This is a genomic window from Stenotrophomonas sp. YJH_SMC_110, assembly GCF_059369255.1.
In genome coordinates this window covers 169,389-184,390 of sequence record NZ_JCAFSM010000006.1, presented here as the reverse complement: position 1 = coordinate 184,390, position 15,002 = coordinate 169,389, and the positions used below count along the sequence as shown (strand labels likewise).

The following is a 15,002-nucleotide window of genomic DNA, read 5'->3' as shown; positions in this document are numbered from 1 at the left end:
ACGGCGGGCGGCGCCGCCACCGCAACACTGTGGTGCAGGGTGGGGGGCGCCTGCTGTTGCGGCCTTGCAGTTCCGGCCATCATGCCGATTGCGGACTCCACGGTCCATGATGCCCGGAGCGGCAACCGGCTTTTTGCACCGCGCCGTGCTGCCTAACGTGGCGGGCCTCTCCCCACGGATCACCGCGATGAATGCCGCTCTTTCCCTCGAACCTGCACCGATGCTGCCTTCGGTGCAGCGGCTGCTGCAGCAGGTCCACCCGACGCGCCTGGTCGGTGCGGTGGTGCTGGTGTGCGAGCACGGCGTGCTGCGCCATGCCAGCGCGACCGGGCAGGCCGATCGCGAGTCGGCCCTGCCGATGCAGCGCGACCAGCTGTTCCGGCTGGCATCGGTCAGCAAGCCGCTGTTGAGCACGGTGATCCTGCGCCTGGTGGCCGAGGGCGTGCTCGACCTCGATGCGCCGGTGCGGCGCTGGCTGCCGGACTTCCGGCCGGCGCTGGCCGATGGCCGCAGGCCGCCGATCAGCCTGCGCCAGTTGCTCAGCCACAGCAGCGGGCTGGGCTACCGTTTCCTGGAAGCCGATGCGCACGGACCGTACGCCCGGGCCGGCGTCAGCGATGGCATGGACGCCAACCCGGTGTCCCTGGCCGAGAACGTGCGCCGTATCGCACAGGCGCCGCTGCTGTTCGAACCGGGCAGCCAATGGCTGTACTCGTTGGGCGTGGACGTGGCCGGTGCAGTGGCCGAAGCGGCGACCGGTGAAACGCTGCAGGTGCTGTTCGAGCGTTTGCTGGCTGCCCCCCTGGGCCTGCGCGATACCGCGTTCGCCACGCGCGATGCCGCACGGCTGGCCACGCCCTACGTGAGCGGCACGCCGCAGCCGCATCGCCTGCAGGAAGGGGAGGTGGTCGCGCCGTTCGAGGGAACGGTGGGCATCGAGTACAGCCTTGCGCGTGCCCTCGATGCCCGCCGTTTCGCTTCGGCCGGCGCCGGCCTGGTGGGTACTGCCGATGACGTGATGTCGGTGCTGGAGGCGCTGCGTGACGTGCAGCGCTCCGGCCTGCTGCCGCCCGCGCTGGCGGCAGAGATGGCCAGCCCGCAGGTGGGCGAGCAGGGGCCGCCGGAACCGGCCGGCTGGGGCTTCGGGCTGGGCTTTGCACTACTGCGCGAGGCCGCTGCCAGCGGCACGCCGCAGCGCGAAGGCACCTGGCGCTGGGGCGGCGCTTATGGGCACAGCTGGTTTGTTGATCCGGCGCGTGGGCTGAGCGTGGTGGCGCTGACCAACACCCTGTACGAAGGCATGGATGGTGCCTTCGTCGATGACCTGCGCGATGCGGTCTATGCAGACCTGGAGGCTGCGCGATGAGCGGCCACGCCATCGATGCGGCCAGCCCGGCCGGTGAGGCCACACGCTTGCCGTGGGCGGGCCTGCTGGCGCTGGCCGGCGGCGGCTTCATCACCCTGTTGACCGAGACCCTGCCGGCCGGCGTGCTGCGACCGATGGGCGACAGCCTGGGCGTGAGTGATGCGGCGGTGGGCCAGCTGGTGAGCGTGTATGCGCTGGGCTCGGTGATGGCGGCACTGCCGATGACAGCGTTGACCCAGCGCCTGCCGCGGCGTCCGCTGTTGCTGGCGGCCATCGCCGGCTTCGTGGTGGTCAACACGTTGACGGCGCTGAGCAGCAGCTATGCGCTGATCCTTGCTGCGCGTTTCCTGGCCGGCGTGAGCGGTGGCCTGCTGTGGTCACTGGTGGCTGGCTATGCCGCACGCATGGTGGTGCCGTCGCTGCAGGGGCGCGCGATCGCGGTGGCGATGGTGGGGTCGCCGTTGGCGCTGTCACTGGGCGTGCCGGCCGGTACGTTGCTGGGCCAGCAGGTCGGCTGGCGCTGGGCGTTCGCGCTGATGAGCGTGCTGGGCGTGGGCCTGCTGGCGTACGCGCGCTGGGCACTGCCGGCGCTGCCTGCGGCCGGTGCCGGTCAACGTGCGTCGCTGGCCAAGGTCTGGCGCATGCCGGGCGTGCGCAGCGCGCTGCTGGTGATGGTGCTGTACGTGCTGGCGCACAACGTGCTCTACACCTACATCGAACCGTTGGCGGTGGAGGCGGGTGCCGGCCCGTGGCTGGACCGGCTGCTGCTCGCCTTCGGCGTGGCGGCGATTGCCGGCATCGGGATTGCTGGTTGGGGCGTGGATCGCCACCTGCGTGCGCTGGTGTGGGCGGCGGTGATCGGCTTCATCGTACCGGTGCTGGCCTTGCTGGTATGGCCCGGCGTGGCCAGCGCGCTGCTGCTGGCGACGATCCTGTGGGGCGTGGCGTTCGGTGCGGTGCCGACCCTGTTCCAGACCGCCTTGGCACGACGCGCCGGCGCCGCTGCGGACCTGGCGCAGTCGATGCTGGTGACCGGCTGGAACCTGGCCATTGCGGCCGGCGGCGTGGCGGGCGGCGTGCTGCTGCAGGCCAGCGGCCCGAGCCAGCTGGGATGGTTGCCGCTGCTGTTGCTGGCGGTGACCGTCGCGTGGTTGCTGGCACGGCCGAAGGCGTGGGCGTAGGCGGCGCTCAACGATGATGCGGTGCCGGCCAGCGGCCGGCACTACCGTGGGCCGCGCCATCCACGCATGGCGTGGATCTACCGAGTGCAGCGACCCGTGTTTGCTTTCTTCTGTTGATTCCGTGGTAGGGCCGCCGCCAGAACCTGTCAGAGACCGTCCCGGCCAACGCCGGGATAGCTGTACGCGACCCACCACCAGGGGCTCTGCCGTTGGCCGTCCTACTCGATCCCTTCACGCTCGATCGGCACGCTGCGCGGGTTCTGCATGTGCTCGCGTGCAGCGCCGTACTGCTGCTGCCGCTTGTGGTGGAAGGCGACGAACTCATCACGCGGCAGCGGCCGCGAGAACAGCCAGCCCTGGCCGAATTCCACATGCCGGCTGTGCAGGTAGGCCAGCTGCGCTTCGGTTTCCACGCCCTCGGCCACCACCCACAGGCCCAGCTCCTTGGCCATGTCGATGATGTGCGGCGTGACCGGGCTGGTGGCGCTTTCGGTGCCGATCGCATCGATGAACGACTTGTCGATCTTCAGCGCATCCAGTGGCAGCTGCTGCAGGTACTGCAGGCTGGAGAAGCCGACGCCGAAATCGTCGATCGCCACGCTGTGGCCGGCGCGGCGGGCGGCGGCAAGCATGGTGCGCGCGCGGTCCAGGTCGAGGAAGCCACGTTCGGTGGCCTCCATCCAGATCTGCTGCGGCAGGATGCCGCTGCCGGCCATGTGCCGGGAAATCATCTTCAGGGCGCGGCCGCTGCTGATGTCTTCGGCGGCGAGGTTGATCGCGATGTGCGCGCTGCGGTCGGCCACCAGCAGCTCGCGCATGTCGCGCACCACGTTCTCGATCACCAGGTCGGTGACGTCGGCGATCATGCCGGCCTCTTCGGCCAGCGGAATGAACAGGTCCGGCCGCACCTGGGTGCCATCCGGGCGCTGCCAGCGCACCAGCGCCTCGGCGCCGACGCAGATGCCGGTGTCCAGTTCGATGATCGGCTGGTAATGCAGGTACAGCTCGCGGCGGCGGATGGCGGTGGCCAGCTCACCGCGCAGCGACAGGCGGCGCCGCGACAGCCAGATCACCAGGCCGGCCCCGGCGGCGGCCAGCAGCAGGCCGACCGGCACGTACAGCCATGCCTGCTGGCGGAAGGCGGCGGCCAGCGCGGTGCGCGGCGTGGTGGCGATGGCCAGCCATTCCTCGTTGCGCGCGGTGGCGAACAGCGTGGCGTGATCCAGGCCTTCGCCGGGGTCGCGCAGCAGTGCCTGCAGCAGGTCCGGATCCAGGCCGGGCTGTTTGGCCAGCAGGCGTCCATCGGGGCTGGCCAGCGCCAGCCGCACGTTCGGGTCGGCAATGACATCGACGAAGCGGCGCGGGTCCACCAGTGCGTCGTAGGACCCATACAGGACCGCCAGCACCTGGCGGCGGCCGCTGATTTCCGGGCGCACATCCACTGCAATGCCTGCGCCATCGCTGGTGACGTGGTCCGGCGTGGGTTGATCCACATCGGACAGGAACGGACCCCACGAGGTGCAGCGCAGCTTGCCACCTTCGAAGTAGCCCATCTGGTCGATCGATGGGGTGGTCATCACCAGGGTCTGCATGCGCCGGATGTGTTCGGGGCTGCAGGGTACGTAGGCGCCGGCCTCGGCCGATTTCAGTGCCGCCAGCGCTTCCTGGTAGGACAGGTCGGAGCGGCGCAGGGTGCGATCGGCGATGTCGCGCAGGCGCTGCTGTTCGACGCTGATCGCGCGGTCCCAGGTGGCGTAGGCCATGACCGCGATCGGCAGCGCAGCGGCCAGCAGGGCCAGGGCGGTGCCGCCGATGATGACGCGCAGCCGGCTCATGGCCGGGGCTCCAGCGGGGCGGGCGGGGCAGGGCGCATGGTGGGCCGGTCCTTGGGCAGGTGCGGCTATCTGAGCATGGCGCCGGGCCGGGCGGAATGGGATCAATACGGTATTCGGTCACATTGTGGTGAAAGCGGCCCGCTTTGACGCAATGGGTCCGTCTGGCGCTGGCGCTCGGCGCCGCGGAGGACTACCGTCGAATGCTTCGCCCGCCCCTTTTGCCCGCGCCCATGACCGAGCCCGCAACGCCCCCCGAGCACCTGCGCCGCAGCCTGTCCAACCGCCACCTGCAACTGATCGCCATCGGCGGTGCCATCGGCACCGGCCTGTTCATGGGATCGGGCAAGACCATCAGCCTGGCCGGCCCCTCCATCGTCTTCGTCTACCTGATCATCGGCGCGATGCTGTTCTTCGTGATGCGCGCGATGGGCGAACTGCTGCTGTCCAACCTGCAGTACAAATCCTTCATCGATTTCTCCACCGACCTGCTCGGCCCGTGGGCCGGGTTCTTCTGTGGATGGACCTACTGGTTCTGCTGGATCGTCACCGCCATCGCCGATGTGATCGCCATTGCCGCCTACGCGCAGTTCTGGTTCCCCGGGCTTGAAGCCTGGAAACCGGCGCTGGCCTGCGTGATGCTGCTGCTGGCATTGAACCTGGTGACGGTGAAGCTGTTCGGCGAAATGGAATTCTGGTTCGCGCTGATCAAGATCGTGGCGATCTGCGCGCTGATCATCACTGGCGCCGGGCTGGTGGCGTGGGGCTTCACCTCACCCAGCGGCCACACCGCGTCGCTGTCGAACCTGTGGAATGACGGTGGCATGTTCCCGATGGGGCTGGTCGGCTTCTTCGCCGGCTTCCAGATTGCGGTGTTCGCCTTCGTCGGCATCGAGCTGGTCGGCACCACCGCCGCCGAAACCGCCGACCCCGAGCGCAACCTGCCCAAGGCGATCAACTCGATCCCGGTGCGCATCATCATCTTCTACGTGCTGGCGCTGATCGCGATCATGGCGGTCACCCCGTGGCGCCAGGTGGTGCCGGACAAGAGCCCGTTCGTGCAGCTGTTCGTGCTGGCCGGCATTCCCGCCGCCGCCAGCCTGATCAACTTCGTGGTGCTGACTTCGGCCACGTCCTCGGCCAACAGCGGCATCTTCTCCACCAGCCGCATGCTGTACGGCCTGGCCGAAGAGGGCCACGCCCCGCGCGGGCTGTCGAAACTGTCGCGCGCCGCAGTGCCGGCCCGTGGCCTGCTGTTCTCGTGCCTGTGCCTGCTGGGCGGCACGCTGCTGATCTACCTGATTCCCAACCTGGTGACCGCCTTCACCCTGGTGACGACGCTGGCGACGGTGCTGTTCATCTTCGTCTGGTCGCTGATCCTGGTGGCCTACATGGCCTATCGCCGTCGCTATCCGGAGCGCCATGCTGCATCGATCTTCAAGATGCCCGGCGGCGTCGCGATGTGCTGGGCCTGCCTGGTGTTCTTCGCCGCCGTGCTGGTGCTGCTGAGCCTGCAGGGCGACACCCGCCAGGCGCTGATCGCCAGCCCGGCGTGGTTCGTGCTGCTGGGCGTGGGCTATTGGGTGCGTCGGAGGACCGCGAAGTGATCCGAAGTGGGGTCAGATCCCGTTGCTCAGCAACGGGATCTGACCCCGGCAGGTCGCGGGAGGTTGCCGGCCAGCGGCCGGCACTACCACGGGTGCAGGACGCAGCCCTGCCGGCCCCCATTCACCCAACATTAGCGGGCACGGCCGGATCATCCGGCCGCCATGTCCCCTCGCCCCGTCCTGCTCGCGCTGTTGCTGCTGCCCAGCCTGTGGCCCGGGCTGGCCGCCGCGCGCACCGTCTACCGCTGCGTGCAGGGCAACACCGTCAGCCTGGCCACCGCGCCGGAGCCGGGATCGCGGTGCACGCCGAAGGAGATCGACGACAACGCCGTCCAGACCCCGAACCTGTGGGGCAACATGGGCGTGTTCAGCGGCGTGCTGTACGAGCGCGAACAGGACGGGGCGCTGGTCTACTCCACGCGCAACCTGCCCGGCTCGCGGGTGTTCCTGAAGTTCACCGTGGCCACGCCGCCAGGCGAGCCGGCGCACGAAGGCCTGGGCAAGGTCGGCACGCCGCAGCTGGCGCAGCACGCCAGGCAGTTCAAGGCCGCGTCCAGGGCCACCGGCGTCGATGATGCCTGGCTGCGTGCCATCGCCCACGCCGAAAGCAATTTCGACGCGCTGGCGGTATCCAGCAAGGGCGCACAGGGCGTGATGCAGCTGATGCCCGAAACCGCGCAGGAATACGGGGTGAGCGATCCGTTCTCGCCGCAGCAGTCGATCGAGGGTGGCGCGCGCTACATGCGCGCGCTGCTGCGCCGCTACAACGGCGACCGCCCGTTGGCGGCGGCTGCCTACAACGCGGGCATCGGTGCGGTCACCCGCTACAAGGGCGTGCCGCCCTACGCCGAAACCCTGGCCTACGTGGACAAGGTGATGGCGCTGTACGCACGCTACCGCGAAGCGATGGGCATCCGCACCGAGGTGCCGGCGCGCTAGCGGACGGTGCCGCCTGCACGTGGCGTTGTAGAGCCGAGCATCGGCTCGGCTCTACACAAAAGCTGCTCAGCGCGAGGTGGAGCTGCTGACCAGGTCGTAGCGTTCAATGCGGCCGACGCGGGCGACCTCGGCCTGCACGTCGGCACGCTGCTTGAGTGCACGCCACGCGGCATCGATGCGCACATCACCCGGCAATGACGGATACGTGCGCATGTCCTGCAGGCTGGCCAGGGTTTCACCGCGTTCGATGGGCGAGCGCAGCTGTTCGATCAGCACGGCGGCGGCACCGTCCAGGTTGCCTTCCTCCAGCAGCATTTCGCGATGGAACAGGCGGGCATCCTCGCGCTGGGCCAGGATCACCGCGCGTGCCGCTTCGCGCGCTTTGGCATCACCACGCTCGCGGGCGGCGGCGAACTGCAGCAGCGCCTGCGCGGCCTTGCCGTAGCCGGCGAGGCCCGGCATGTCATTCACTGCCTGCGCAGCGTCCTGCATGCGCCCCAGCGAACTGAAGACGAAGCCGACATTCATCTGGTGCTCGACACCATCCGGGCCGAGTGCGCCGATGCGTTGGGCCTGTTGCGCCGTGGCCAGTGCCTCATCGGTGCGGCCCAGCCGGCGCAGTGCGGTGAGCCGGCTGTTGAGCAGCCAGGCCACCCATTCCGCTTCGGCGGCGGCAGGTGATTCGCCGTTGCTCGCGGCACCGGCCATGCCTTCGGTCAACGACAGCACTTCCTCGTTGCGGTCCAGCATGAGCAGGGTGGTGCTGAACTCGGCCATGCGCGCGTCCAGTGCACGGTCGAGCAGGCCGGAGACGCGCAGTTCATCGAGGTGGCGCTGCGCCGCCTGCACCGGATCGAAACGCGCATCGCCGCGATCGACATAACGGTCGAAGCGCTTGTCGCTGCGCAGGCGGATGATCTCGGCCGGGCTGTCGATGCGGGCCAGCGTGGCTGGAATGCCGTCGCCACGGCCATTGTCGGCCTGCAGCGTGGCCAGCGTCAGCCACAGCCCGGTGGGTTCCAGGCCGGCACTTTTCCAGCCGTTGTCAAACAGCGCCTGCAGCAGGTCCATGCGCTTCATCGGCTGGTCACGCAGGCGGTACTGCAGGTAGTTGATGGCGTGGTGATCGACCGGCAGCGGCGCGTCGGCATGCTGCAGTGCCTTCACCAGGAAGGTGGTGGCTGCGGCCGGCTGGTTGTCCGACAGTTCCACCGACACCTGGGTAAGCAGGATCTGTGCATCCTCCGGCAGGGCCTCCTGCGCCCGCTGCAGGTAGCGGCGGGCCAGGGCCGGCTTCTTCTGCATCAGTGCGGTCCAGCCAGCGACCTGCGAGGCGCGGCCACGATGCTCGGCATCGAAGTCGTCCAGCAGGGGATCCTCCATCAGCCGTTCCATGCTGATCAGCGCGCCCAGCGTGTTGCCACTGCGTGACTGCTGGATGGCCTCATCCCAGCGCGTGGCATAGGTCTGGTGCATCGCATCGGCGGTGATTGACGGCTTCTGCGGCGCCACCGTGATCGAAGCAGTGGCGGATGTGCTGGCCAATGCGGCCAGCAGCAGGGCGGTGAGCGGGAGAACGCGGGGCATGGAGAATCTCCATCCGTGGGAACCGCATTGAACCTGCTGCAGCCAGCGAGGACAAGCACGACGAAGCGAATTCTGGCGTTCAGCCGCACAATCGGCCGTGGCGGATCGCACGCGCAGCGTCTATTGTCGGTGCCTCTTCAGACAGCAGGCAGGCAGCGCAGCACGATGGCACGGTGGCAATGGATGGCGGCAGGCGTAGCGTTGGCGACGGTAGTGGCATTGGCCGCAACCTGGTGGGAGAAACCGCTGCATACGCTCGCTGAACCGGTGGGTCCGGTTCCAACGCCGTTGGCGTGGACCGCGCAGATCGAACCGCTGGCCGGCGATGGCCACCCGGGTGACCGCGATGGCGCGTCCGCGCAGGCACGCTTCGCCGATCCGTACGCGTTGCTGCGCAGTGCCGATGGCAGCGTCTATTTCACCGATGCCGGCGACAACAACCGGATCCGTCGCCGCCTTCCCGATGGCCGCGTTGAAACGGTGGCCGGGCAGGGCGAGGGACGCGTCGATGGCCCTGCACTGCAGGCCAGTTTCAACACGCCTTCGGGCATTGCCGCCGACGCGCAGGGCAACCTGTATGTGGCCGACACCGGCAACCATGCGATCCGCCGCATCAGCACCGATGGCCAGGTGACCACGCTGGCCGGTGGCGAACAGGGCCACGCCGACGGCCCTGCCGCACAGGCCCGCTTCGATGCGCCGATGGGCATCGCCGTGGATGCGCAGGGCCAGGTTTACGTGGCCGATACGTTCAACGATCGCATCCGGGTGATCGGTACGGATGGCAGCGTGCGCACCCTGGCCGGTGGTGATCGGCCGGGCCTTGCCGATGGCGTGGGCGCCGCTGCGCGCTTCGATACGCCGGTGGCGCTGGCCTTCGACGCGCAGGGCGCGTTGCTGGTGGCCGACCTGTTCAACAACGCCGTGCGCCGGGTGGGTGCCGATGGTACGGTCAGCACCGTGGTCGCCGCCGGTGGCGTGATCAATGGGCCGCTGTCGTTGGCCACCACCCATGACGGCGTGCTGTACGTGGGTGATCTCGATGGCCGCATCGTGCAGGTGACGCCGCAGGGCCATCAGATCGCGCTGGTCGGCAATGGCCGCCTGCCGCGCCTGGCCCGCCCCAGCGGATTGACGCTGGATGCCGATGGCAGCGTGCTGGTGGCCGACGCCGCCAGCTACCGCCTGCATCGCCTGCGCCCGCTGCCGGTGGGCGACCTGCCGGCACCGGCACTGGTCGGCCCGGCTGCCGATGCCGCGCTGCCGAAGACCGGGGGCCGTTGGCCGCTGGCACCGCAGGACGGCTGGCACGAAGTGGTCGGCACCTTGGGCGAGGTGCGCGGCAACTTCACCGGTGAGAGCCGCCACCACCTGCATGGCGGCTTCGACGTGCGCGGTGATGTGGGCCAGACCGTGCTGGCGATCGCCGAAGGCAAGATCAGCAGCCCGGTGGCCGCCTGGAACCTGGGTGAGCAGGCCGAGGGCCTGGTCGTGGATCGCCTCAAGTACATCCACATGCGGGTCGGCCGCACCCCGCGCGACGAACCCTACGATGCGCGCTGGCAGGCGCTGTACGACGAGCAGGGCAGGCTGGAGCGGATGCGCGTGCGCCGCGGCATGCGCATCCACGTCGGTGACCGCCTGGGCAGCATCAACAACCAGGCGCACGTGCACCTGGCGGTGGGTACCGGCGGCTTCGAGACCAACGCGGTGGCGCTGGGCTTCCAGGGCTACGCCGACCACTTCGCGCCGCGCATCACCGATGTGGCCCTGCTGGACGACAACGACCAGCCGATGGCCGCCGGCAGCGATGGCGTGGTGATGGTGGCGCGCCAGGGCCGCGGCGTGCAGATCGTGGTCGAGGCCTGGGACCAGGTCGACAACAACCTGCCGCGCCGCCGCCTGGGCATGTACCAGGTCGGTTACCAGATCCTCGATGCCGCTGGGCAGCCGCTGCAGGGTTACGAGCAGCCGCGCTGGAACATCGTGTTCAACCGCATGCCGCCGCAGAAGGAAGCGGTGCGCGTGGCCTACGCACCGGACAGCGGCATCACCGTGCATGGCAGCGCGGTCACCCGTTTCCGCTACCTGGCCACCAACACCGTGCGCGACGGCCTGATGGAAACCGGGCGCTGGCAGCCGGCGGCGCTGCCGCCGGGCGAGTACATCGTGCGCGCCAGCGTGCGCGACTACAGCGGCAACGAAGGCGTCGGCCCGCGCGAGATCAGGGTACGGCTGCTGCCATAGCCGCAGCCGGGGCGCCGCAGCGTTCGCGCTCGGCGTCCATGTCTTCCAGCGGCCGCACTTCGATGCTGCCGAAGCGCGCCCACGGGAAGTCGCGGGCGATGCGCATGGCTTCGTCGCGGTCGCGGGCGACGATCAGGTTGAAGCCGGCCAGCAGTTCGCGGGTTTCGGCGAACGGGCCATCGAGAACACGGCTGTTGCCATCACGCACGCGCAGGGTCTGTGCAGTGTCGACCGGCTGCAGTTTCTGCGCGGCCAGCAGCGTGCCTTCGGCCTGCAGCTTGTCGGCGTGGGCCAGGCAGTCGCGCATCAGCGCGTTGAATTCTTCGATGGGCAGGGCCTGCAGCAGGGCAGGCTCGATATAGATCAGAAGCAGGTACTGCTGCATGGGACGGTCCTGGCGGGGGCGGGGTGTCCATGATGGCGCAGGTTTGCCCGCCGGCATGCTGCAGCGCGAAAAGCCGCCTGCGGCGGGCGATCGGCGAACGGCGGAGCCCCTCCGTGGTGGGGTGGGTGGGTCGCTGAAAGCGGGTTTCCTGAGGGTGGGCCGGGCGGGCGGGATTGGCGGGGACGCCGTGAATCCGTCCCTGGAGGCTTAGCCGCGCCATCCACGGCGCGGATACCCCGCCAACCCCACCCGCCCGGCCCCAGACAGATTCCGGCGGCCGATCCACCACGGGAAATCAACAAGCAAGAGCAAAAGCGGGTCGCTTTGCTCGCAAAGCCGAGCCCGCCAGCCAACCGCCTTTGCTTTTGCTGTTGCTTTTGCTGTTGCTGTTGCCTTTTCTCTTGATCTTCCCGTGGTGGGTACCGGAGGCAGGAAACTGTTCAGGGCCGGGTGGGTAGGCGGGGCGGGGGTGTCCGCGGCATGGATGCCGCGGCCAAGCCCCCATGGATGGGTTTACGGCGTCCCCCGACCCGCCTACCCACCCGGCCAAACCCATGAACCCGCGCTTTCAGCGACCAACCCAACCCACCACGGAGGGGCTCCGCCGTTCGCCGACCTCCGCCGAAGGCGCGCTTTCCACGGAAGAAATAATTTTCAGAGGACGTGTCGATTCCCAGCCCCCTGGTTCGTTGTACCCAATGAAGGGCACGCACCACGCGTCCCCACGGGAGACCGCAATGAAAGTGATGGTGATCGTGAAGGCCAACGCCGACTCCGAAGCCGGCCGCATGCCCAGCGAACAGGAACTGTCCGAAATGGGCGCCTTCAACGAACAACTGGTGGCCGCCGGCATCATGCTGGCCGGTGAAGGCCTGCACGCCACCCAGCGCGGCCGTCGCATTCACTTCGGCGGCGGGGCACCCCAGGTCGAGGCCGGTCCGTTCGGTCCTGCCAGTGAACAGATCGCCGGCTTCTGGCTGTGGGAGGTGCGGTCGCTGGACGAAGCGGTTGAATGGGCCAGCCGCGCGCCGTTCGGCAGTGGCGGCACGCTCGAACTGCGTCCCTTGATCTCCGCTGAAGACTTCGGTGAAGCCTTCACCCCCGAATTACAGCAGCAGGAACAGCGTCTGCGTGCACAGCTGGAAGGTTGACCCGATTCATCTCCACGCCGGGCACGACCCGGCGCTACCGCCCTGAACCACATCACGGAGTATTGCCATGAGACTGATTCCCTTCCTCGGCTTCAGCGGCCAGGCCCACGAGGCGATGGCGTTCTACGCCAAGGCACTCGGTGGCCAGGTCACTTCGGAAATGAAATACCGCGACATGCCGCCCTCCGATGGCTCGCCGGGCTGCAACGAGATGCCGCCGGAAACCCTGGACCACGTCGCCCACAGCCAGCTGGAGATCGGCAACGCCATCGTGATGGCGGCCGACGGCCCCGGCGGCGGCGAGGGTGGCTCGACCACCATCAATGTTGATGTCGACAGCATCGAAGAAGCCGAACGCGTGTTTGCCGCGCTGGCCGAGGGGGGCCAGGTGCAGATGCCGATCGCCGAAACGTTCTGGGCGCACCGCTGGGGCATGCTGGTCGACCGCTATGGCAAGCCGTGGATGGTCAACTGCATGAAGCAGCCCTGATTCCTCTCTTTCTTTCATCCACAAGGAGCTTCACCGATGAGTGCACCGCAACCGCAGATGATCTTCGTCAACCTGCCCGTGCAGGATCTGAACGCGTCCAAGACCTTTTTCGCAGCGCTGGGCTACAGCTTCAACCCGACCTTCACCAATGACGATGCCGCCTGCATGGTGATCAGCGAGAGCATCTTCGTGATGCTGCTGACCCAGCCGTTCTTCAAGCAGTTCACCAACAAGCCGATCGCCGACGCACGCAGCCAGACCGAGGTGATCACCTGCCTGTCGGCGGACAGCCGCAAGGCGGTGGACGTGATGGTGGACAAGGCTCTGGCGGCCGGCGCCAGTGAACCGCAGCCCGCGCGCGACTACGGTTTCATGTACCAGCGTGGCTTCCAGGACCTGGATGGCCATCTCTGGGAAATCGCACACATGGACGGCGAGCCGGGCTGACGGCCGCCGCAGGGAGAACCCGCATGGCTTACGTGGACGCTTACGTGCTGCCGTGCCCGCAGGACAAGGTGGCGGCCTACCGTCGCCTTGCCCGCAAGGCCGGTGCGGTGTGGAAGGACCATGGCGCGCTGCAGTACATGGAATGCGTGGCCGACGATGTGGAGCCGGGCAAGAGCACCTCGTTCCCGCGCGCGGTCAAGGCGAAACCGGGCGAGACGGTGATCGTCGCCTTCGTGGTGTTCCGCTCGCGCGCGGCACGCGACCGCATCAACGCAAAGGTGTTGGCCGACCCACGGCTGGCGTCGCTGGGCCCGAAGGACATGCCGTTCGATACCCGGCGCATGTTCTGGGGTGGCTTCAAGCCGATTGTTGAAGCGTGAGCTGCGGCGCTTGTGCGGGCCGGGCGTGCGTGCTGTGATCGGCGCATGCTCGAGCCCGCACTGACGCAGCGTCTGGAAACCCTCTGGCGGATGGAGTCGCCAGTGCTGATTGCGCGCCTGGCGCGGCTGCTCGGTGGCGATGTCGGCCGTGCCGAGGAGCTGGCCCAGGACACCTGGCTGGCCGCGCTGGAGCGTTGGCCGGAGCAGGGTATCCCGGACAACCCCGGAGCCTGGCTGATGACCACCGCGCGCAACCGTGCCATCGATGTGCTGCGCCAGCACCAGCGGGTGGCGCAGCAGCACGCGCAATGGGGCGATGAACTGCATCCGGCGGCACTGCCGGCGCCGGATGACAGCCAGGCCCTGGAGGACGACCTGGGCGATGACCTGCTGCGGCTGATGTTCGTGGCCTGCCATCCCGTGCTGCCTGCCGATGCGCGGGTGGCACTCACCCTGCGCCTGCTCGGTGGCCTGACCACCATCGAGATCGCGCGTGCGTTCCTGCAGCCGGAGCCGACCATCGCCCAGCGCATCGTGCGCGCCAAGCGCACCCTGGCGCAGAAGCAGGTGCCCTATGAAGTGCCGCGCGCGGAGGCGATGCCGGAGCGCCTGGCCTCGGTGCTGGAGGCGATCTATCTGGTGTTCAACGAAGGCTATGCGGCCAGTGCCGGTGATGACTGGATGCGCCCGGCGCTGTGCGAGGAAGCGCTGCGGCTGGCCCGCATCCTGGCGCATCGGTTGCCGGTGCCGCCGGTACTGGGCCTGCTGGCGCTGATGGAACTGCAGGCCTCGCGTGCAGCGGCACGGGTGGACGCGCAGGGGGTGCTGGTGCTGCTGGACCAGCAGAACCGCGCGCGCTGGGATTGGCTGCAGATCGAACGTGGGCAGCAGGTGCTGGCGCGCGCATTGGCCATCGGTGGCGACCAGGATCCCTACGTGCTGCAGGCGCGCATCGCGGCCTGCCATGCGGCTGCGCGGCATGCTGACGCCACTGATTGGCCGCGTATTGCTGCGCTTTATACACAGCTGCTGCAGGTGCAACCTTCGCCGGTGGTGGCATTGAACCGGGTGGTGGCGATCCTGCGCAGCGACGGTGCCTTCGCCGCGTGGGCACAACTGCAGCCACTGCTGGTCGATCCGCGCCTGCGCGACTACGCGCCGCTGCAGGTGGTGCGCGGCGAGCTGCTGCAGGCACTGGGGCGTGAGCAGGACGCACGTGACGCTTTTGGCCAGGCCGCTCGGCTCAGCCAGAACCAGGCCGAGCGCGGACTGCTGCGGCAACGGGCGGGCCTGCCCCCCACGGACTGAGCCGACAAAGGCAGCACTTGTCGCCGGCCGCCTGAGCGGCTATGTTTCGCGCCCAGCGGACGCATCAGCGTCCGCGATCCGT

Annotated in this window: 13 protein-coding genes; 10 read left to right on the top strand and 3 right to left on the bottom strand. The window is 68.6% G+C overall.

Annotated elements, in window-relative coordinates; translation table 11 throughout:
- Positions 1-187: 187 nt before the first annotated feature.
- On the top strand, positions 188-1,366 hold the full coding sequence (locus AC5P6H_RS13120; protein ID WP_111207064.1) for a serine hydrolase domain-containing protein: 1,179 nt from the start codon (positions 188-190) through the stop codon (positions 1,364-1,366).
- The gene (locus tag AC5P6H_RS13115) at positions 1,363-2,547 is read left to right on the top strand and encodes an MFS transporter (protein ID WP_014645765.1); all 1,185 of its coding nucleotides are present in this window, start codon (positions 1,363-1,365) and stop codon (positions 2,545-2,547) included. The genes AC5P6H_RS13120 and AC5P6H_RS13115 overlap by 4 nt, the downstream gene beginning before the upstream one ends.
- A 218-nt stretch (positions 2,548-2,765) precedes the next feature.
- Here the strand turns inward: AC5P6H_RS13115 and AC5P6H_RS13110 are convergent, their stop codons facing one another.
- Positions 2,766-4,382, bottom strand: coding sequence for an EAL domain-containing protein (locus tag AC5P6H_RS13110; protein ID WP_075076829.1), 1,617 nt, complete (start codon positions 4,380-4,382; stop codon positions 2,766-2,768).
- A gap of 230 nt (positions 4,383-4,612) precedes the next feature.
- On the opposite strand from AC5P6H_RS13110, the gene cycA reads away from it, so the two are divergent.
- Both cycA and AC5P6H_RS13100 read left to right on the top strand, forming a co-directional pair.
- Positions 4,613-5,986 carry a D-serine/D-alanine/glycine transporter gene (gene cycA / locus AC5P6H_RS13105; RefSeq protein WP_032962245.1) on the top strand — a complete coding sequence of 458 codons (1,374 nt, stop codon included), beginning with the start codon at positions 4,613-4,615 and terminating at the stop codon, positions 5,984-5,986.
- A 162-nt stretch (positions 5,987-6,148) separates the two neighbouring features.
- Positions 6,149-6,925 (top strand): lytic transglycosylase domain-containing protein, encoded by a 777-nt coding sequence (locus tag AC5P6H_RS13100; protein WP_049406906.1) that lies wholly within the window; start codon positions 6,149-6,151, stop codon positions 6,923-6,925.
- A gap of 66 nt (positions 6,926-6,991) precedes the next feature.
- Here the strand turns inward: AC5P6H_RS13100 and AC5P6H_RS13095 are convergent, their stop codons facing one another.
- Complete coding sequence (locus AC5P6H_RS13095; RefSeq protein WP_495202732.1) at positions 6,992-8,512, bottom strand: hypothetical protein; 1,521 nt, start codon at positions 8,510-8,512, stop codon at positions 6,992-6,994.
- A 165-nt stretch (positions 8,513-8,677) separates the two neighbouring features.
- Here AC5P6H_RS13095 and AC5P6H_RS13090 point away from each other — a divergent pair, with 165 nt between their 5' ends.
- Positions 8,678-10,759: an NHL repeat-containing protein gene (locus AC5P6H_RS13090; protein ID WP_495202731.1), complete on the top strand. Its 2,082-nt coding sequence runs from the start codon at positions 8,678-8,680 to the stop codon at positions 10,757-10,759.
- On the opposite strand, the gene AC5P6H_RS13085 is transcribed toward AC5P6H_RS13090, so the two are convergent.
- Positions 10,737-11,144 (bottom strand): YciI family protein, encoded by a 408-nt coding sequence (locus tag AC5P6H_RS13085; protein ID WP_012479004.1) that lies wholly within the window; start codon positions 11,142-11,144, stop codon positions 10,737-10,739. The two genes, AC5P6H_RS13090 and AC5P6H_RS13085, sit on opposite strands and share 23 nt — an antisense overlap.
- Positions 11,145-11,881: 737 nt before the next feature.
- Here AC5P6H_RS13085 and AC5P6H_RS13080 point away from each other — a divergent pair.
- The 5 genes from AC5P6H_RS13080 (at position 11,882) to AC5P6H_RS13060 (ending at position 14,920) form a co-directional block, all read left to right on the top strand.
- Entirely contained in the window at positions 11,882-12,295 is a 414-nt protein-coding gene (locus AC5P6H_RS13080) for a YciI family protein (protein WP_014645771.1), read from the top strand.
- A 67-nt stretch (positions 12,296-12,362) separates the two neighbouring features.
- The gene (locus tag AC5P6H_RS13075) at positions 12,363-12,785 is read left to right on the top strand and encodes a VOC family protein (protein WP_014645772.1); all 423 of its coding nucleotides are present in this window, start codon (positions 12,363-12,365) and stop codon (positions 12,783-12,785) included.
- Positions 12,786-12,821: 36 nt separating this feature from the next.
- A complete protein-coding gene (locus AC5P6H_RS13070) occupies positions 12,822-13,232 on the top strand; it encodes a VOC family protein (RefSeq protein WP_495202730.1) in 411 nt (136 codons plus the stop codon).
- 23 nt (positions 13,233-13,255) lie between these two features.
- On the top strand, positions 13,256-13,612 hold the full coding sequence (locus tag AC5P6H_RS13065) for a DUF1428 domain-containing protein (RefSeq protein WP_111205908.1): 357 nt from the start codon (positions 13,256-13,258) through the stop codon (positions 13,610-13,612).
- 45 nt (positions 13,613-13,657) lie between these two features.
- Positions 13,658-14,920 (top strand): RNA polymerase sigma factor, encoded by a 1,263-nt coding sequence (locus tag AC5P6H_RS13060; RefSeq protein WP_495202729.1) that lies wholly within the window; start codon positions 13,658-13,660, stop codon positions 14,918-14,920.
- The last annotated feature ends 82 nt before the right edge of the window (positions 14,921-15,002 follow it).

What these genes read in the sequence shown, in the direction of transcription:
- AC5P6H_RS13120 (WP_111207064.1), top strand. Translation starts at nt 188, where the DNA reads ATGAATGCCGCTCTTTCCCTCGAACCTGCACCGATGCTGCCTTCGGTG.
- AC5P6H_RS13115 (WP_014645765.1), top strand. Translation starts at nt 1,363, where the DNA reads ATGAGCGGCCACGCCATCGATGCGGCCAGCCCGGCCGGTGAGGCCACA.
- AC5P6H_RS13110 (WP_075076829.1), bottom strand. Translation starts at nt 4,382, where the DNA reads ATGAGCCGGCTGCGCGTCATCATCGGCGGCACCGCCCTGGCCCTGCTG.
- cycA (WP_032962245.1), top strand. Translation starts at nt 4,613, where the DNA reads ATGACCGAGCCCGCAACGCCCCCCGAGCACCTGCGCCGCAGCCTGTCC.
- AC5P6H_RS13100 (WP_049406906.1), top strand. Translation starts at nt 6,149, where the DNA reads ATGTCCCCTCGCCCCGTCCTGCTCGCGCTGTTGCTGCTGCCCAGCCTG.
- AC5P6H_RS13095 (WP_495202732.1), bottom strand. Translation starts at nt 8,512, where the DNA reads ATGCCCCGCGTTCTCCCGCTCACCGCCCTGCTGCTGGCCGCATTGGCC.
- AC5P6H_RS13090 (WP_495202731.1), top strand. Translation starts at nt 8,678, where the DNA reads ATGGCACGGTGGCAATGGATGGCGGCAGGCGTAGCGTTGGCGACGGTA.
- AC5P6H_RS13085 (WP_012479004.1), bottom strand. Translation starts at nt 11,144, where the DNA reads ATGCAGCAGTACCTGCTTCTGATCTATATCGAGCCTGCCCTGCTGCAG.
- AC5P6H_RS13080 (WP_014645771.1), top strand. Translation starts at nt 11,882, where the DNA reads ATGAAAGTGATGGTGATCGTGAAGGCCAACGCCGACTCCGAAGCCGGC.
- AC5P6H_RS13075 (WP_014645772.1), top strand. Translation starts at nt 12,363, where the DNA reads ATGAGACTGATTCCCTTCCTCGGCTTCAGCGGCCAGGCCCACGAGGCG.
- AC5P6H_RS13070 (WP_495202730.1), top strand. Translation starts at nt 12,822, where the DNA reads ATGAGTGCACCGCAACCGCAGATGATCTTCGTCAACCTGCCCGTGCAG.
- AC5P6H_RS13065 (WP_111205908.1), top strand. Translation starts at nt 13,256, where the DNA reads ATGGCTTACGTGGACGCTTACGTGCTGCCGTGCCCGCAGGACAAGGTG.
- AC5P6H_RS13060 (WP_495202729.1), top strand. Translation starts at nt 13,658, where the DNA reads ATGCTCGAGCCCGCACTGACGCAGCGTCTGGAAACCCTCTGGCGGATG.